General features: G+C 71.0%; 17 protein-coding genes. 3 read left to right on the top strand and 14 right to left on the bottom strand.

Annotated elements, in window-relative coordinates:
* Positions 1–15: 15 nt before the first annotated feature.
* Positions 16–1,152, bottom strand: coding sequence for a tRNA 2-thiouridine(34) synthase MnmA (mnmA, locus tag KBY32_RS05430; protein ID WP_210979059.1), 1,137 nt, complete (start codon positions 1,150–1,152; stop codon positions 16–18).
* A gap of 60 nt (positions 1,153–1,212) precedes the next feature.
* Between mnmA and KBY32_RS05425 the strand changes: the two genes are divergently transcribed.
* Positions 1,213–1,878: an N-acetylmuramoyl-L-alanine amidase gene (locus tag KBY32_RS05425; RefSeq protein WP_055624339.1), complete on the top strand. Its 666-nt coding sequence runs from the start codon at positions 1,213–1,215 to the stop codon at positions 1,876–1,878.
* Between the two features lie 4 nt (positions 1,879–1,882).
* Here the strand turns inward: KBY32_RS05425 and KBY32_RS05420 are convergent, their stop codons facing one another.
* From KBY32_RS05420 to KBY32_RS05410, 3 genes are all read right to left on the bottom strand, one after another.
* Positions 1,883–3,052 carry a cysteine desulfurase family protein gene (locus KBY32_RS05420; RefSeq protein WP_210979058.1) on the bottom strand — a complete coding sequence of 390 codons (1,170 nt, stop codon included), beginning with the start codon at positions 3,050–3,052 and terminating at the stop codon, positions 1,883–1,885.
* A 90-nt stretch (positions 3,053–3,142) separates the two neighbouring features.
* On the bottom strand, positions 3,143–3,421 hold the full coding sequence (locus KBY32_RS05415) for a hypothetical protein (RefSeq protein WP_055624340.1): 279 nt from the start codon (positions 3,419–3,421) through the stop codon (positions 3,143–3,145).
* A gap of 88 nt (positions 3,422–3,509) precedes the next feature.
* Positions 3,510–3,662 (bottom strand): hypothetical protein, encoded by a 153-nt coding sequence (locus tag KBY32_RS05410; protein WP_164492363.1) that lies wholly within the window; start codon positions 3,660–3,662, stop codon positions 3,510–3,512.
* 136 nt (positions 3,663–3,798) lie between these two features.
* Between KBY32_RS05410 and KBY32_RS05405 the strand changes: the two genes are divergently transcribed.
* Entirely contained in the window at positions 3,799–4,425 is a 627-nt protein-coding gene (locus KBY32_RS05405; RefSeq protein WP_055624341.1) for a TetR family transcriptional regulator, read from the top strand.
* A 146-nt stretch (positions 4,426–4,571) separates the two neighbouring features.
* On the opposite strand, the gene KBY32_RS05400 is transcribed toward KBY32_RS05405, so the two are convergent.
* On the bottom strand, positions 4,572–5,435 hold the full coding sequence (locus KBY32_RS05400) for a thioesterase family protein (RefSeq protein ID WP_055624342.1): 864 nt from the start codon (positions 5,433–5,435) through the stop codon (positions 4,572–4,574).
* 98 nt (positions 5,436–5,533) lie between these two features.
* Here KBY32_RS05400 and KBY32_RS05395 point away from each other — a divergent pair, with 98 nt between their 5' ends.
* On the top strand, positions 5,534–6,760 hold the full coding sequence (locus KBY32_RS05395) for an esterase family protein (RefSeq protein WP_210979057.1): 1,227 nt from the start codon (positions 5,534–5,536) through the stop codon (positions 6,758–6,760).
* On the opposite strand, the gene KBY32_RS05390 is transcribed toward KBY32_RS05395, so the two are convergent.
* The 9 genes from KBY32_RS05390 to KBY32_RS05350 form a co-directional block, all read right to left on the bottom strand.
* Positions 6,669–7,325: a trimeric intracellular cation channel family protein gene (locus KBY32_RS05390; RefSeq protein ID WP_055624344.1), complete on the bottom strand. Its 657-nt coding sequence runs from the start codon at positions 7,323–7,325 to the stop codon at positions 6,669–6,671. The genes KBY32_RS05395 and KBY32_RS05390 overlap by 92 nt on opposite strands.
* Before the next feature lie 63 nt (positions 7,326–7,388).
* A complete protein-coding gene (locus KBY32_RS05385) occupies positions 7,389–8,702 on the bottom strand; it encodes an ABC transporter ATP-binding protein (protein WP_210979056.1) in 1,314 nt (437 codons plus the stop codon).
* Complete coding sequence (locus tag KBY32_RS05380; RefSeq protein ID WP_210979055.1) at positions 8,699–9,796, bottom strand: ABC transporter ATP-binding protein; 1,098 nt, start codon at positions 9,794–9,796, stop codon at positions 8,699–8,701. The genes KBY32_RS05385 and KBY32_RS05380 overlap by 4 nt, the downstream gene beginning before the upstream one ends.
* Positions 9,793–10,800, bottom strand: a complete 1,008-nt coding sequence (locus KBY32_RS05375; RefSeq protein WP_055624347.1) for an ABC transporter permease — start codon at positions 10,798–10,800, stop codon at positions 9,793–9,795. Before KBY32_RS05375 ends, KBY32_RS05380 begins: the two co-directional genes overlap by 4 nt.
* Positions 10,801–10,869: 69 nt before the next feature.
* Complete coding sequence (locus tag KBY32_RS05370) at positions 10,870–12,642, bottom strand: ABC transporter substrate-binding protein (RefSeq protein ID WP_055624348.1); 1,773 nt, start codon at positions 12,640–12,642, stop codon at positions 10,870–10,872.
* Between the two features lie 37 nt (positions 12,643–12,679).
* Positions 12,680–13,678, bottom strand: coding sequence for an ABC transporter permease (locus KBY32_RS05365; protein ID WP_055624349.1), 999 nt, complete (start codon positions 13,676–13,678; stop codon positions 12,680–12,682).
* Positions 13,679–14,040: 362 nt separating this feature from the next.
* Positions 14,041–14,829, bottom strand: a complete 789-nt coding sequence (locus KBY32_RS05360; RefSeq protein ID WP_055624350.1) for an enhanced serine sensitivity protein SseB C-terminal domain-containing protein — start codon at positions 14,827–14,829, stop codon at positions 14,041–14,043.
* A 142-nt stretch (positions 14,830–14,971) separates the two neighbouring features.
* Positions 14,972–15,763, bottom strand: coding sequence for an enhanced serine sensitivity protein SseB (locus tag KBY32_RS05355; RefSeq protein ID WP_055624351.1), 792 nt, complete (start codon positions 15,761–15,763; stop codon positions 14,972–14,974).
* A gap of 80 nt (positions 15,764–15,843) precedes the next feature.
* On the bottom strand, positions 15,844–16,515 hold the full coding sequence (locus KBY32_RS05350) for an AAA family ATPase (protein ID WP_055624352.1): 672 nt from the start codon (positions 16,513–16,515) through the stop codon (positions 15,844–15,846).
* Between the last annotated feature and the right edge of the window lie 39 nt (positions 16,516–16,554).

The raw sequence follows: 16,554 nt of genomic DNA, 5'->3' as shown, positions 1-16,554 counted from the left end.
CTCGCGCGCGTGGCCTCAGCCCGCCGGGGTGGTCTCCTTCACCCGGACCGTCGACGCGATCGTCGCCGAGCCCACCACGCGGGTGCCGTCGTACAGGACGATCGCCTGGCCGGGGGCGACCCCGCGGACCGGCTCGCCGAAGGTGACCTCCAGGCGGTCGCCGACCAGTTCGGCGCGCACCTCGGTCTCGCCGCCGTGGGCGCGCAGCTGGGCGGTGTAGGTGCCGGGGCCGGACGGGGCCACGCCGCACCAGCGGGGCTTGACCGCGGTCAGGGCGGACACGTCGAGGGCGGCGGCGGGGCCGACGGTGACGGTGTTGTCGACCGGCGAGATGTCCAGGACGTAGCGCGGCTTGCCGTCGGGTGCCGGGGTGCCGATGCGCAGGCCCTTGCGCTGGCCGATGGTGAAGCCGTACGCGCCCTCGTGGGTGCCGACCTTGGCGCCGGACTCGTCGACGATGTCGCCCTCCGCCTTGCCGAGCCGCTTGGCGAGGAAGCCCTGGGTGTCGCCGTCGGCGATGAAGCAGATGTCGTGCGAGTCGGGCTTCTTGGCGACGGCGAGACCGCGGCGCTCGGCCTCCGCGCGGATCTCGTCCTTGGTGGTGACGGTGTCGCCGAGCGGGAACATCGCGTGGGCGAGCTGCCGGTCGTCGAGCACGCCGAGGACGTAGCTCTGGTCCTTGGCCATGTCGGAGGCGCGGTGCAGCTCGCGCGTGCCGTCCTCGCGCACGATCACCTGGGCGTAGTGGCCGGTGCAGACCGCGTCGAAGCCGAGGGCGAGGGCCTTGTCGAGCAGCGCCGCGAACTTGATCTTCTCGTTGCAGCGCAGGCAGGGGTTGGGGGTGCGGCCGGCCTCGTACTCGGCGACGAAGTCCTCGACGACGTCCTCGCGGAAGCGGTCGGCGAGGTCCCACACGTAGAACGGGATGCCGATGACGTCGGCGGCGCGGCGGGCGTCTCGGGAGTCCTCGATGGTGCAGCAGCCCCGCGCGCCCGTGCGGAAGGACTGGGGGTTCGCGGAGAGCGCGAGATGGACGCCGGTCACGTCGTGCCCCGCTTCGGCCGCGCGGGCGGCGGCGACGGCGGAGTCGACCCCGCCGGACATGGCGGCGAGGACGCGGAGGGGGCGGGAGGGCTGCGCGGTGTCAGTCATAACCCCTCCAGGGTACGGGGACGCGGGAACCAGGACCCCCGGGTATCCGTTGACGATCACATGGGACAGGGGAAGGCTTCCAAGGACGGCGACCGGAGGATCGGGCGCCGTGCGGTGCTGATCGGCGGGGCGGTGGCCGCGGCGGGCTCGGCGGTGCTCGCCCGTGACGAGCTGGCCCGCCTGTGGTGGCGGGCGCCGGGCGTGGAGAAGCCGCGCAAGGAGGGCGAGGTCGACTACGCGGGGGCGCGGTGGGTGGCCGCGTCGGAGGCCAACTGGCGGCGGGCGGACCGCCCCGACGACTACGGCATCGACATGGTCGTCATCCATGTCACGCAGGGCAGCTTCGCCAGCGCGGTGAAGGTGTTCCAGGACCCGGAGCACAAGGCGGCCGCGCACTACATCGTCCGCAAGGACGGGCACATCACACAGATGATCCGCGAGCTCGACGTGGCGTACCACGCGGGCAACCGCGCCTACAACGAGCGCAGCGTCGGCATCGAGCACGAGGGCTTCGTGGAGCGCCCCGAGGACCTCACGGACGCGATGTACGAGGCGTCGGCCAGGCTGACGGCCCGGATATGCGCGCGCTATGACATCCCGGTCGACCGGGAGCACATCGTCGGGCATGTGGAGGTGCCGGGGACCGACCACACGGACCCCGGCAGGCACTGGGACTGGGACCGGTACATGAAGCTGGTGCGCGCCGCCCGCACGGCGCCCGCGTAGATCCTCAGGTGAGACCGGCCGCGCGGGCCCGTTCCACCGCCGGGCCGATCGCCCGGGCGACGGCCTCCACATCGGCCTCGGTGGAGGTGTGGCCGAGGGAGAAGCGCAGGGTGCCGCGGGCCAGGTCGGGGTCGGTGCCGGTGGCGAGCAGGACATGGCTGGGCTGGGCGACGCCCGCGGTGCAGGCGGAGCCGGTGGAGCACTCGATGCCCTGGGCGTCGAGCAGCAGGAGCAGGGAGTCGCCCTCGCAGCCGGGGAAGGTGAAGTGCGCGTTGGCCGGCAGCCGCCCGCCGGGCGCGGGGTCGCCGCCGAGGATCGCGTCCGGGACGGCCGTACGGACGGTCTCGACGAGGGAGTCGCGCAGGGCGCCGATCTCGCGGGCGAACCACTCCCGCTGCTCGGCGGCGAGGCGTCCGGCGACGGCGAAGGAGGCGATGGCGGGGACGTCGAGGGTCCCGGAGCGCACGTGCCGCTCCTGGCCGCCGCCGTGCAGGACGGGGACGGGGGTCTGGTCGCGGCCGAGGAGGAGCGCGCCGATGCCGTACGGGCCGCCGATCTTGTGGCCGGAGACCGTCATCGCGGCGAGCCCGGACGCGCCGAAGTCGACCGGGACCTGACCGAAGGCCTGGACCGCGTCGGCGTGCAGCGGCACCCCGAACTCGGCGGCGGTATCGGCCAGTTCACGGACCGGCATGACCGTGCCGATCTCGTTGTTGGCCCACATCACGGTGGCGAGGGCGACGTCGTCGGGGTTGCGGGCGATGGCCTTGCGCAGGGCGTCCGGGTGGACCCGGCCGTGTGTGTCGACGGGCAGGTACTCGACGGTGGCGCCCTCGTGCTCGGCGAGCCAGTGGACGGCGTCGAGGACGGCGTGGTGCTCGACGGGGCTGGCGAGGACGCGGGTGCGGGCCGGCTCGGCGTCGCGGCGGGCCCAGTACAGGCCCTTGACCGCGAGGTTGTCGGCCTCGGTGCCGCCGGAGGTGAAGACGACCTCGCTGGGGCGGGCGCCGAGCGCTTCCGCGAGGGTCTCGCGGGCCTCCTCGACGGTGCGCCGCGCGCGGCGGCCGGAAGCGTGCAGGGAGGAGGCGTTGCCGGTGACGCCCAGCTGGGCGGTCAGTGCCTCAGCCGCCTCCGGGAGCATCGGAGTGGTCGCGGCGTGGTCGAGGTAAGCCATGGTGGCCACGATTCTAGAGGGCCCCGGTGAGCGCTTTCGTGTCAAGGCCCCGGGCGGGACCCGGGCGGAACCCCCTGGGTCGTGTCCGGCCTACAGACTCCAGGACAGCGTGTCGTCCAGCTGCAGGAAGGCGAGCAGCACGACCAGGTCGGCGACGCCCAGGCCCATGCCGAGATAGGCGCGGCCCTTGCGTGCGGTGCCCCGCCACAGGGCCACCGCGGCCAGGACGACGGCGGTCGGGCCGAGGAAGACGTTGAAGACGAGGAGGCCGAGCAGGCCGAGGATGAAGGACGCGACGGCCATGCCGTCGGCGTCACGGGTGCGGGTCCGGGTGCGCGGCCGTTCGGCGGCCGGTGCGGTGAGATGCATGGGTGTCAGCTCCTGTTGGGTCGTCGGACCGACCGGTCGGCTGCCGGTGACAGACGTGTCGGTGACAGACGTGTCGGTGACGGGCGTGTCAGTGACGGCGGGCGTGCCGCTCGCGGGCGGCGAAGACGGCCAGCCAGCCGGCGATCACGGCGGCGGTGACGGCGCTGAAGGCGAGCGGCGCGTGGGCGACGGCGCCCAGCAGCACGCCCAGCAGCAGGAGCGCTGCGACGAGGAACAACATGGTCGGATCCCCCTCCGAGATCACGTGTCGATCTCTCTCAATTCGGTGAACAGTTGTGGTTACACTTGTTCACTGACTTCAGAGTACCCCGCCCCATGACTTCCCAACTCCAGAGAACAGTTGTTAACTGCATGGCATGAGTCACACCCTCGGCATACGGCAGGCCCAGAAGCAGAAGACCAGGCAGGCGCTCCTGGACGCCGCGTTGGCGCTGCTGGAGGACCAGAGCCTGAGCAGTCTGGGTCTGCGCGAGGTCACCCGAGCCGTGGGCGTCGCGCCGACCGCCTTCTACCGGCACTTCCGCTCCACCGCCGACCTGGGCGTCGCCCTGGTCGAGGAGGCGCTCGGCAGCCTGCACCCGATGATCCGCAACATCGTCGCCTCGGCCGGTGAGAGCGACCGGCGCATCGAGCGGGCGGTGGAGCTGATCGCGGACCATGTCGAGCGGTATCCCGCCCATGTGCGGTTCATCTCCCGGGAGCGGCACGGCGGCGTGCAGCCCGTGCGGGCGGCGATACAGGACCAACTCGCCCTGTTCGGCGAGGAGGTGAAGGCCGCGCTGGCGCAGGACCCCGTCTCGGAGGGCTGGCAGGACGACGACCTGCGGATGCTCGCCCATCTCTATGTCGACCAGATGCTGGTGACGGCCTCGCTGTTCCTGGAGGCCCTGGAGGGCCCGGAGGACGCGCGCCGGCAGGTCGCCGAGGACGCGATCCGGCGGATGCGGCTGATCACCCTCGGCCGGGAGCACTGGCTGGACTGAGCGACGGCGGACACAGAGGGACGGCGAACACGGACGGGCCGGGCGGCGGACGCCGAGGGACGGCGGACGCCGAGGGGGACGGCGAACACAGAGGGGCGGCACCCCCGTTCACCGGGAGTGCCGCCCCTTGCCGTACGGGTACGGCCTCAGCCGAGCCGCACCCGCGCCAGTTGACGGGACTGGGCGACGAGCCGGTCCGCGCTGTCCCAGACCTCGGCGTCCTCCTCCAGGAAGCCGCCCGCGAGATTGCGGGTGGTGATGGAGACGCGCAGCGGGCCGGGCGCGGGACGGTGGCGCACATGGACCGTGAGCTCGACGGTCGGGACCCAGCCGGAGATGCCGATCTCGAAGGCGGTGGGCGGCAGGGCGTCCACGGCCAGCAGCAGCGAGAGCGGGTCGGCGTCGCGGCCGTCGGCGAGGCCGAACCAGGCGCGCATCTCCCCCTTGCCCGAGGGCCGGCCGATCGCCCAGCCGACGGTGGCGGGGTCCAGCTTCAGCATCAGCCGCTCGGTGATGGCGGAGCTGCCGTCGACCGGGGCCGGGCCGTCGTCGGCGCCGAAGCAGTGCTCGATGGGCGGGATCGCCGGCGGCCGGGCCGTCGTGCGGACGTCGTCGGGCAGGGTGTCCAGGTCGCCGTAGGAGGCGAGGACGCGGATGCGCTCGACCTCGTTGCCTTCGGCGTCGTACTGGAAGAGGGAGGCCTGGCCGGTGGAGAGGGTGCGGCCGGTGCGGACGACGTCCGTGCGCACGACCGCGGGGCCCGGCTGGGACGCGGTCAGATAGTGCGCGGAGATCGTGAACGGGTCGCGGTGCGGCAGGGCGTCCGCGAGGGCGCGGCCGAGCACGGCCAGCAGATAGCCGCCATTGACGGCGCTGATGATGGTCCAGCCGGCGGAGAGGTCGATGTCGTACACGCCGGGCTCGCGCCGGGTGAGCGCGGTGTCGCGGTCGAACTCGCTGTCGCCGATCGTGGCCCGCTGGGCCGTGGTGGCGGAGGCTGCTTCTGACATGCCTGAACGGTACAACAGCTAACTACTAAGCGGTAGCTTTTCGTTGGGCGAGGGCTTGATCGTGAAACCCGGGGCCCGCTTCGCCCCTCTATGAGGACATGAGTCTCACCGGGACCCCGTTCCTCGTCACGCTCGGCGTGCTGTGCGCCGTCGCCGTCGCCCTGCCGCTGGCCCTCTGGTCACGGGTGCCCGGGCCCAGGGCCGCGCGGGCCGCCGCCCGGCTGGCCATGCTGCTCTTCGCGCAGGCCACGGCGGTCGCGCTGGTCTTCACGCTGGTCAACAACTCCAACCAGCTCTACGACAACTGGGAGGATCTGCTGGGCACCGGCGACCACGTCCGCACGGCCGCCGACCTCGGCGCGAGCGGCACCGGGGGCATAGCCGTGGAGACCCTGCCCAGGGTCCGCCAGACCTTCGAGCCGGGCAGGGGGCCCGGTATGCGCGCCGAGGGCGGGGTGCTCGTCACCCGGCTCGACGGCCGGGTGTCGGGGGTCCACGCCGAGGTCAACGTCTGGCTGCCGCCCCAGTACGACGACCCCGCCTACCGCGAGCACCGGTTCCCGGTGGTGGAGCTGTTGCCCGGCTATCCGGGCTCCTCGAAGGCCTGGTTCGGGTCGATGGACGCCACCGAGCAGCTGGCGCCGCTGATGCGCGCCGGGCGGATCGAGCCGTTCATCCTCGTCTCGCCGCGCACCAACCTGCTGCCCGGCGCGGACACCGGGTGCGCCAATGTGGCGGGCCGGGTCAACGCCGACACCTGGCTGAGCGTGGACGTGCCGAAGATGGTCATGGACAACTTCCGGGCGCTGCCCGCACCCGACGGCTGGGCGGTGGCCGGCTACTCGGCGGGCGCCCACTGCGCGGCGAAGCTGGCCGTGGCCCACCCCGACCGCTACCGGGCCGCCGTCGGGCTGTCCGGGTACAACGACCCCGCCTCCGAGGCCGGCTCGCTCGCCTCCCGCACCCCCGCGCTGCGGGCCGCCAACGACCCGTACGTCCTGCTGACGCGGTCCCCCGCGCCGCCGCCGGTCGCGCTGTACCTGTCGGGGCAGCCGGGCGACGGGTACGAGGCCGCGCAGGCCCTCGACCGCGCCGCCCGGCCGCCGACGCGGGTGGACGTGGTGTTCGTCCCGGGCAGCGCGGGAGGCCACACCATGGCGCTGTGGAAGCCGCAGGTGGTGCCCGCCTTCCAGTGGCTGAGCGAGGTGATGACCGCCCAGGACGCGCCCCGCGCTACTCCTCTCGCACGGTCGAGCGCCGGTTCCACGCACGCGGAGCCCGCCAGTGGAACCGCATGGCCAGCAGCCGCAGCACGAAGGCCGTGACCGCCGCGAGCGTGCCGGTGACCGGGGTCAGCGCGTCGTAGTGGATGCACAGGACGGTCAGCGAGGCGCCGACGATCGCGGGGACGGCGTACAGGTCGCGGTCCCAGCGCAGCAGGGAGGGCACCTCGTTGGCCAGCACGTCCCGCAGCACACCGCCGCCGACGGCGGTCGCCAGGCCGAGGGCCACGGAGGCGGTGAGGTTCAGCCCGTAGTCGTACGCCTTCGCCGTCCCGGCGACGCAGAACAGGCCGAGGCCCGCCGCGTCGAAGACGTTGACGCCGGTCTGGATGCGCTCGACGTGCGGGTGGAGGAAGAAGACCAGCGTCGTGGCGAGCAGCGGGGTGAGGAAGTACCCCAGGTCGGTGAACGCGGCCGGCGGCACGGCGCCGATGACCACGTCCCGGAACAGTCCGCCGCCCAGGGCCGTGACCTCGGCGAGGACGGCGATGCCGAAGACGTCGAAGTTCTTGCGGACCGCGAGCAGGGCGCCCGAGATCGCGAACACGAAGATCCCGATCAGGTCGAGCGTGTGCTGGACGGACGGGGCGAAAAGTTGCTGGAGCACCCGTACATTCTTACGCAGCAAACAGCCCCCGCCTTACAAAAGAAGGCGGGGGCTGCGGCGTGGCTACTTCTCGTCACCCTCGGCGGGAGCGTCCACGGACGCCTCGGCGTCCGTCTCCGAGGTCTCCGCGTCCGTCTCCGGGGCCTCGGCAGCAGGCTCCGGCTCCTTCGAGACGGCCTGCGAGTCGCCCTTCGATACCTTCCCGGCCTGCGGCAGCACCTCGGCCGCCACCGCCGCCGACGTCTGCGCGGACTCCGCGAGCACCTCGTCGGCCACCAGCTCGGCGGCCTCCTTGGCGGCGGTCAGCAGCACCGTGTCCTGCGGCTGCTGGTCCTCGAAGTTCTCCGGGTGGTGGCAGGCCACGCGCTGGCCGGGCCGCAGCTCCAGCAGCGGGGGCTCCACCGTCCGGCAGACCTCGGTCGCCTTCCAGCAGCGCGTGTGGAAGCGGCAGCCGGGCGGCGGGGCGATCGGCGAGGGCACGTCGCCACGGAGCAGGATGCGCTCGCTCTTGGCGCCCCGGCGCTTGGGGTCCGGAACCGGCACCGCCGACATCAGGGCCTTGGTGTACGGGTGCATCGGCGCCTCGTACAGCGAGGTGCGGTCGGCGAGCTCGACGATCTTGCCGAGGTACATCACCGCGATACGGTCCGACACATGCCGGACGACCGAGAGGTCGTGCGCGATGATCACGTAGGTCAGGCCGAGCTCCTCCTGGAGGTCGTCCATGAGGTTGACGACCTGCGCCTGGATGGAGACGTCCAGGGCGGAGACCGGCTCGTCCGCCACGACCAGCTTCGGCTTGAGCGCGAGCGCCCGGGCGATGCCGATGCGCTGGCGCTGGCCGCCGGAGAACTCGTGCGGGTAGCGGTTGTAGTGCTCGGGGCTCAGGCCCACCAGCTCCAGCAGCCGCTGGACCTCCTTCTTCACCCCGCCCTCGGGCTCGACGCCCTGGAGCCGGAAGGGCGCCGAGACGATCGAGCCGATGGTGTGCCGCGGGTTCAGGGAGCCGTACGGGTCCTGGAAGATCATCTGGATGTCCCGCCGCAGCGGGCGCATCCCGGCCGTGTTCAGCCGGGTGATGTCCTTGCCCTCGAAGTGGATCGAGCCGCCCGTCGGGTCCTGGAGGCGGGTGATGACCCGGCCCATGGTCGACTTGCCGCAGCCGGACTCGCCGACCACGCCCAGGGTCTCGCCCTTGCGCACCTCGAAGTCGATGCCGTCGACGGCCTTGACCGCGCCGACCTGACGCTGGAGGACGCCCTTGCGGATCGGGAAGTGCTTCTGCAGGCCCTCGACCTTGAGCAGCACCTCGCGCTCCTCGGCGGGGGCCGGCGCCTGGGCCGGTACGGCCGCGTCCGATTTCTTCGTCTCACTCACAGCTTCGGCGCAATCTCTTCGGTCCAGATCCGCGTGCGGTCCTCGGCCGAGAGGTGGCAGGCGGAGAAGTGCCCGCTGCCGACCTGCTGGAGCTCCGGGCGCACGGTACGGGTGACATCGCCCTTGGGGATGTCGGCGTACGGGCAGCGTGGGTGGAAGGCGCAGCCCGACGGGACGTTGATGAGGCTCGGCGGCTGGCCCTTGACGGGGATGAGCCGCTCCGAGGTCTCCCGGTCGATGCGCGGCATCGAGCCGAGCAGGCCCCAGGTGTAGGGGTGCTGCGGCCGCTCGAAGACGTCGTCGACGGACCCGCGCTCCACGCACCGGCCGCCGTACATCACGAGCACGTCGTCGGCGATCTCGGCGACCACGCCGAGGTCGTGGGTGATGAGGACGACCGCGGAGCCGAACTCCTTCTGCAGATCCCGGATGAGGTCGAGGATCTGCGCCTGGACGGTCACGTCGAGGGCGGTCGTCGGCTCGTCCGCGATGAGCAGCTCGGGGTTGTTGACCAGCGCCATCGCGATCATGGCGCGCTGGCGCATACCGCCGGAGAACTCGTGCGGGTAGTTGTCGACGCGCTTGCCGGGCTCGGGGATGCCGACCCGGTCGAGCATCTCGATGGCCCGCTTGCGCGCGGTCTTCTTGTTGACGTCGTGGTGGACCCGGTAGGCCTCCACGATCTGGCTGCCGATCGTGTAGTACGGGTGCATCGCGGACAGCGGGTCCTGGAAGATCATCGCCATCTCGCGGCCGCGCAGCCGGCGCACCTCGTCGGGCTCGGCGGAGATGAGCTCCTTGCCGTCGAGCCAGATCTCGCCGGACATCCGGACGTTCTTGCCGCGCGCCCCGAGCCGGTGCAGGCCCATGACGGCGAGCGAGGTGACCGACTTGCCGGAGCCGGACTCGCCGACGATGCAGAGGGTCTTGCCCTTCTCCAGCGAGAAGCTCAGCCCGTCGACGGACTTGACGAGGCCGTCGTCGGTCGGGAAGTGCACCTTGAGGTCGCGGACTTCGAGGAAGGCCGTGGACGCGTCGGAGGTGCCCTTCGCGGGCTCCCCCACTGCGGCACCGGTCTTGGAGAGTTCGGTCACGAGATCCTCACCCGCGGGTCGGCGGCGGCATACAACAGGTCCACCAGGAAGTTTGCGAGGACGACGAAGAAGGCGGCCAGGAGCGTGACGCCGAGGATCGGCGGCAGGTCGTTGTCGCGGATGGACTGCACCGCGTACTCGCCGATGCCGTGCAGGGAGAAGACCGTCTCGGTGATCACGGCGCCGCCGAGCAGCAGTCCGAGGTCCATGCCGAACACGGTGATGATCGGCGTCAGCGCGGCCCGCAGACCGTGCCGGACGACGACCTTGCGCTCCCGCAGGCCCTTGGCGCGGGCGCTGCGGATGAAGTCCTCGTTCATCGTCTCCAGCATCCCCGAGCGGGTGAGCCGGGCGTAGATGGCGGAGTACAGCAGGGCGAGCGAACACCAGGCGGGGAAGAGCGTGTTGGCCCACTGCGAGGGGTTCTCGGTGAACGGCACGTACTCCCGGCCGAAGATCGGCCACTGGTAGGTGAAGAGGAACAGCGCCAGCTGGCCGGTGAAGAACATGGGCAGCGAGACACCCGCGAGGGCGATGCCCATGAACGTGCGGTCGGCGAACGACCGCGGCTTCAGCGCGGAGATCACACCGGCCGTCACACCGCCCACCAGCCACAGCACGGCGGCACCGGCGGCCAGCGAGACCGTCACGGGCATCCGGTCGGTGAGCTGGGGCCAGACCTCGACGTGCGTCTTGAAGGAGTAGCCGAAGCACGGCGCGTTGCAGTGCGCCGTGGTGGGGCCGAGGTCGTAGGTGGCGCCGGAGACGATCCCCTTGATGAAGTCCCAGTACTGCACGTACACGGGCTGGTCGAGACCGAGGTTCTGCTTGACCGCCTCGATGTCGGCCTGGGTGGGACTCTTCCCGATGTACTGCTGGGCCAGCTGGTCGGCCGTCTGGCCGGCGAGCCGGGGCAGCAGGAAGAAGATCGCGAAGGTGACCGCGGTGACGACCAGCAGCAGGATCACTGCCGCGAGCGTCCGGCGGAGGATATACGAGATCACGGGGATCGGCGCTGGTGCCCGCGGGCCGTATGGCCCGCGGGCACCAAAGCCTTCACCTGCCTTCCGGGGCTACTTCTTGGTCGTACCGATGTTGAGGTAGTCGTACTGACCGCTCCAGGCCGCCGACGACACCAGGTTGGTGAAGTTCGCCGGGCGGTACAGCAGGACCTTGAAGTAGGTCAGCGGAACGAGGGCCGCCTCCTCCATCGTCTTCTTGTCGATCTGGGCGTAGAGGCTGTCGCGCTCGCCCTGGTCCTCGCTGGCGATGGCCTTCTCCAGCAGCGAGTCGACGTCCTTGTTGTCGAGCTGCGACAGGTTGGTGTTGCCGGACTCGCCGATCGCGTCGCTGTGCAGGATCTGCTGCAGGAAGCCGTAGCCGGACGGCCAGTCGGCACCCCACTGCATCATGTGCAGGCCGATGTTCTGCTTCTTGTTGAACTGCGGCACACCCGCGGCGTCGGTGAAGTACTTGCCCGACGGGAACTGCTTCAGGCTGGCGTTGATGCCGACCTTCTTCAGCGAGTCGATGATCGCGGTGGCCGCGTCGATCTCCGCCGGACGGTCGCTGCGCGCCGAGATGTTGGTGTCGATCGACGTCTTGCCGCAGGCCTTCAGCTGGTCCTTGGCCTTGGCCACGTCGCCCTTGTTGCCGGGCGTCGCGTACAGGTCGGACTTCTGGTAGCCCGGGATGTCCGGCGGCAGGACGGTGGAGGCGATGTCACCGCGGATCGGGCCGCCGAGGGCGGTCTGCACGGAGACCTTGTTGACCGCGAACTCCACGGCCTTGCGGCACTCGACCTTGTCGAACGGCGCGAGCTTGGTGTTGATCGCCATGTAGACCAGGCGGCCACCGTAGGTGTTGTCGGTGTTGGCCTTCTGGTCCGAGGAGTTGACGACCTTCGCCTGGGTCGCGGCCTGGACGCCCGTACCACCGAGGTCGATGGCCTTGCCGGACATGACGTCCTGGTCGATCGTCTCGGCGTTGACCTTCAGCTTGACGACGATCTTCTCGGGGTACTGCTTGCGCAGCGGGTCGCTCTTGGCGTCCCAGTTCTCGTTGCGGACCAGGACGGCTTCCTTGCCCTCCTGGTAGCTCTGGAACTTGTAGGAGCCCGACGACACGATCTTCTTGACGTAGTCGACGCCGGTGTCCTTCGCCTTCGGCACGGGGGCCGTCTGCGGGGTGGCGACCAGGTAGTCGAACTCCTGGAAGGCGCGGTTCAGCTTGAAGACGATCGTGGTGTCGTCCGGGGTCTGGATGGACGAGATGCCCTTGTCGCTCTTGTCCTTGTACGGGCCCTTGTACTTGTCGCCGCCCTCGAGGAACTGCTGGAAGTAGCTGGGGCCGAGGGAGAGCACGTCACGCGCGAAGTTGGAGCGCTCGACGGCGTACTTCACGTCCTTCGACGTGATCGGGGTGCCGTCCTCGTACTTCAGGCCCGGACGCAGCTTGTACGTCCAGGTCTTGCCGCCGTCGCTGGGCTCGCCCGGGGCGGAGGCCAGGTCCGGGACCAGCTCGTTGCCGGCCTCGCCGGCACCGGGCTTGAACGTCATCAGCGGACGGGCGTACAGCCGGCTGAGGTTGTACATGTACGCGTAGTACGTGTTGCCCGGGTCGAAGGAGTCCGGGACGTCGGAGTACTCGTACGTGACCGTCCCACCCTCCTGGGTGGAAGCGTTGACGACGCCCTTGGTGGCGGCGTTGGCACCGGCCGACTTCGATCCGTTGTTGTCCGACTTGTCATCGGCCTTGCTGCAGGCCGAAAGCAGCAAGCTCGCACTGCCGACGACCGCAACCGCGGCCAGCACTGACCTTCGCATGATGGTCTGCTTCCCCTCCATAGTTGGAAACTTGATGGGCTCTCGTCGCGGCCGCATGTCAGCGGCTGCGCGGGTCGAGAGCGTCGCGGAGTCCGTCGCCGAGCAGGTTGAACGCCAGGACGGTGACGAAGATGGCGAGGCCGGGCACGATCATGAACTGCGGGTCGACCTCGTAGAAGTCGACCGCCTGGTTGAGCATGCCGCCCCAGGAAGCCTGCGGGGGCTGGATGCCGACACCGAGGAAGCTCAGGCTGGCCTCGAAAAGGATGTTCGTCGGGATGAGCAGCGTCGAGTAGACGATGATCGGGCCGACCAGGTTCGGGAGGAGCTCCCGGAAGAGGATGTACGGCCCCTTGGCTCCCATCCCCCGGGAGGCGTCGACGAACTCGCGCTCCCTGAGGGCCAGGGTCTGACCGCGGACGATGCGGCCCAGATACGGCCAGTTGAAGAAACCGATGATGAAGATCAGCACGCTGATGTGCAGCGGCAGGCCCTCCAGGCCGAAGGCACCGCCCTGCAGGGTGGCCGAGATGGCGATGGCGAACAGCAGCAGCGGGAAGGCCAGGAAGGTGTCCATCAGCCGGCTGATGATCGTGTCGACCCGGCCGCCGTAGTAGCCGGCGACGACGCCGAGGATGGCGCCGATCGTGTTCGACAGGAGCGTGGCGCCGAACGCGACGACCAGCGACACCCAGGAGCCCTCGAGGATGCGGGTGGCGATGTCACGGCCGAACTTCGGCTCGACACCCAGCGGGTGCTCCCAGCTCATGCCGCCGAAGTCACCCTTGGGCAGCGAGGTGTTGGGATCGATGAGGTCCTGGTTGAGCGCGTTGGGGTCCAGGCCGAACAGCGCCTGGAGGGGGCGTGACAGGATCGCGAGCAGGATCAGCAGGATGACGATGACGCCGCCGGCGACGGCCACCTTGTCCTTCTTGAACCGGGACCAGGCGATCTGCCCCAGCGAACGCCCCTCGATCTTGCTCTTCTCGATCCCTGAGAGCACGGCCTCGGGCTGTGCCCCGGCCTCCGCTCCCGTTGTCTCGATCGGTGCGGTCACAGTGGAATTGACCCCTCTCGGCCGGCGGTTGCCGACCCCCCTGGCTGCCGCGGTAGCGGTTGCTCTCACTCGCACACAGGGCCGACCGGCCCGTGCCTAGCGGGGAGTCTTCAATGCAGGGGCGATCAGTCGCCAGAGCTGGCGGGGAAAGGATGCGTAACCGTGATGCTGTTTGGGGGATTCCGTTATCCGAACAGCGGGTAACAGCGGCCGGACGGGCACCAGTTGGGGCGTATGAGGGCGGACCGGGACCTTCTGATCGCATCTACGCGCGGAGATCCGCCTGGGAAACCACAGCGGGAAGGCGCTCACACCTACGACAGCGGGGGGTGGGACGAACCGGCGTTCTGGCAAGCCGAAGCTCAGTAACGGCCCTGTGCCGGAGGGTAGCCGTAGCCCGCGGCAGGGGCGGTGGCGTGTGCCTCGCGGTCGTAGAAGGGGCGCGCGGCCTGCCGCATCCACATCGCCACCGGGTCGTCCTCGTCGGCCATCGCGACCGTGGAGACGGGCAGTCCGTCCGGGACCGCGCCGACCGACTGGAGCATCATGGAGCGCACGGCGTCCACGGCGGGCGGGCTGGTGTCGTAGACGTCCAGGCCGATCGCCAGATACGGCGCCCCGAGCGCGGGCTGCACCCAGGCGCGGCGCAGGGTGCGCACGGCCGGGGTGCGGTGGGCGTTCTGCGAGAGCAGGGCGTAGAACTGCGGGATCTCGATGGCGGGCTCCGACAGCCGCAGCGGTCCGGCGGGCTGGCGGTCCAGGCCGGTGGCGATCCGGCGCAGGTCGAGCCAGGGGATGCCGAGGCCGCCGCCGGGGGCGTGCGGGTTCAGCCAGAGGCCGTAGTGGTCGGGGTAGAGGGTGCGGGCCACGTCGAGTCCGTCGACGACCTCGTAACTGCGGTTCCAGCCGCTGGCCGACAGCTCCTGGGCGGAGGTGACGCACGGGGCGTAGCCGTGGCCTTCGACCTCCATGTTCCCGTACTGGGCGTCCGGGGAGCCCGCCTGACCGTGCCACAGCAGCATCCAGACCTGGCCGGTGGCCGGGGTGGCGAGGGCGCGCAGGAGTGCCTCGTAGGCGTCGTAGCGCCCGGGGGTCACCTGGCGCAGCATGTGCTCGACCTGCCCGGTCGAGGTTGTGCCGCTCGCGCTCACCTTTTACCGCCCCTTCGGGAAAACATGGCATTGAGCCCGACATGGCTCTGAGCCCAGCTTAGGGCCTGTCGTCCGGATCGGTCCGGCGTCGCGGGGCGCCGGACCGCTCGTCGAAGATCTCGCGGACCACGCGTGCAGGATCTCAGGGCTCGCGTGTGTAGAACGGGCGGACCTTGGCGCGCATCCAGTCGATGACCGGGTCCTGGGCCACGTCGAGGAGGACCAGGTTGACCGGCCAGCGCACCGGGACGCGGCCGAGGGCGCGGCCCAGGGCGTCCATCGGGGCGGCCCGCAAGTCGCCCTCCCACTGCGTCAGTTCGACGCCGACGAACAGCACCGGCTCGCCGTCCTCGATCGCGCCGAGACAGCGGCGGGCGGTGGCGACGACGCCGATCGCGGCGAACTCGGCGGACGCCGCGGACAAAAAGTCGACCGGGTCGTCCTGCCAGTCGGGCTCGGAGAGCTTGACGCGGCCTCCGGAGGCGAAGCCGTCCAGCGGGGTGCGGCCCGCCCGGCACACCTCGGCCACCGCGGCCGGGGGCAGCGGCACGCCGACCACTCCGCCCGGGTTGACCGCGATGCCCACGTGCGGCGGCAGCCCGCGGGCGAACTCCACGGCCGGGGCGACGGTGTACGCCATGTGGGAGCCGACGACCTGCCGGAACTGCTCCTCTGAGGAGAAGACCGGGACATAGCCCTGGCCGTCGATCTCCATGCCGGGCAGGTCGAGCGGACCGCTGTCCGGGCCGCCGCCGTTGGGCAGCGGCACCCAGACGAAGCTGCGGCCCAGCACCTCCACGATCCGCCCGCCCGCCGACGGCCGGCCGAGGGAGGCCGAGAGCACCTCCTCCAGTTCGTTGCCGGGCCAGCCGCCGTGCGGGTGGAGGGGAGAGCCTGCCGGGAAGTCCGCGGGGAGATCCGCTGCGAAGTCCATCTGTCTGTGACCGCCTGCTGTGAATCACGTCTGAGGGTCGAAAGGCTACCGGGACCCGGCCCCGACCGGCCGGGCCCGGGTCAGCCCGTGAACCCGATCCGGCGCAAGGTGCCGGCCGCGTCCCGGTCGAGCAGCACCGCGGAGCCGCAGCCCCGGGGCAGCTCGCCGCTGTCGACGGCGCGCAGCAGCCGGGCGGCGGCGCGCCGGTGGCGCAGGAAGGCGTACCGGGAGACGCCCCGGCCGCGCTCGCGCTGCCCCTCCAGCGCGGTGTCCGGGTCGACGTCGAGCACCAGCAGGTGCAGGACGCCGCCGCGGCGCCGGGCGGCCCGGGCGAGCCAGCCGCGCACCCACGCCTGGGTGCCGCAGTCGTGCACGACGACCCCGCCGCCGCGGCGGACGGCGCGGCGCAGCCCGGCGTAGTGGGAGAGACGGACCAGGGGACGGTAGAGGGCGTAGGGCAGGAAACCGGGCATCCGGGCGTCCCAGCGGTCCCGGGTGTCCTGGGAGTCGACGCGCGGGCCGCGGACGGTCCGCCGCATCAGGGTGGACTTGCCGCTGCCGGGCAGGCCGGTGATCACGACGAGGTCGCGGGGGCCGAACAGCAGGGCGTGCGGGCCGCGACCGGACCGCTCGCGCAGGTCCCGCACCACCGGCGCCGGACGCGTCCGGGCCTCGACGACCGGGGCTCCCGGCTGCCCGGGCAGGGCGATGCCCGACGTGGTGGCGTACGCCGTGGTGCGCTTCACCGTCATCGTCCTCCTCCGCATACAGGCTTCCCCATCCCCACCGAG

This window comes from Streptomyces sp. RK62, from assembly GCF_018070255.1.
GTDB classification, from domain to species: Bacteria; Actinomycetota; Actinomycetes; order Streptomycetales; family Streptomycetaceae; genus Streptomyces; species Streptomyces nigra.
This window is presented reverse-complemented; position numbering and strand designations above follow the sequence as displayed.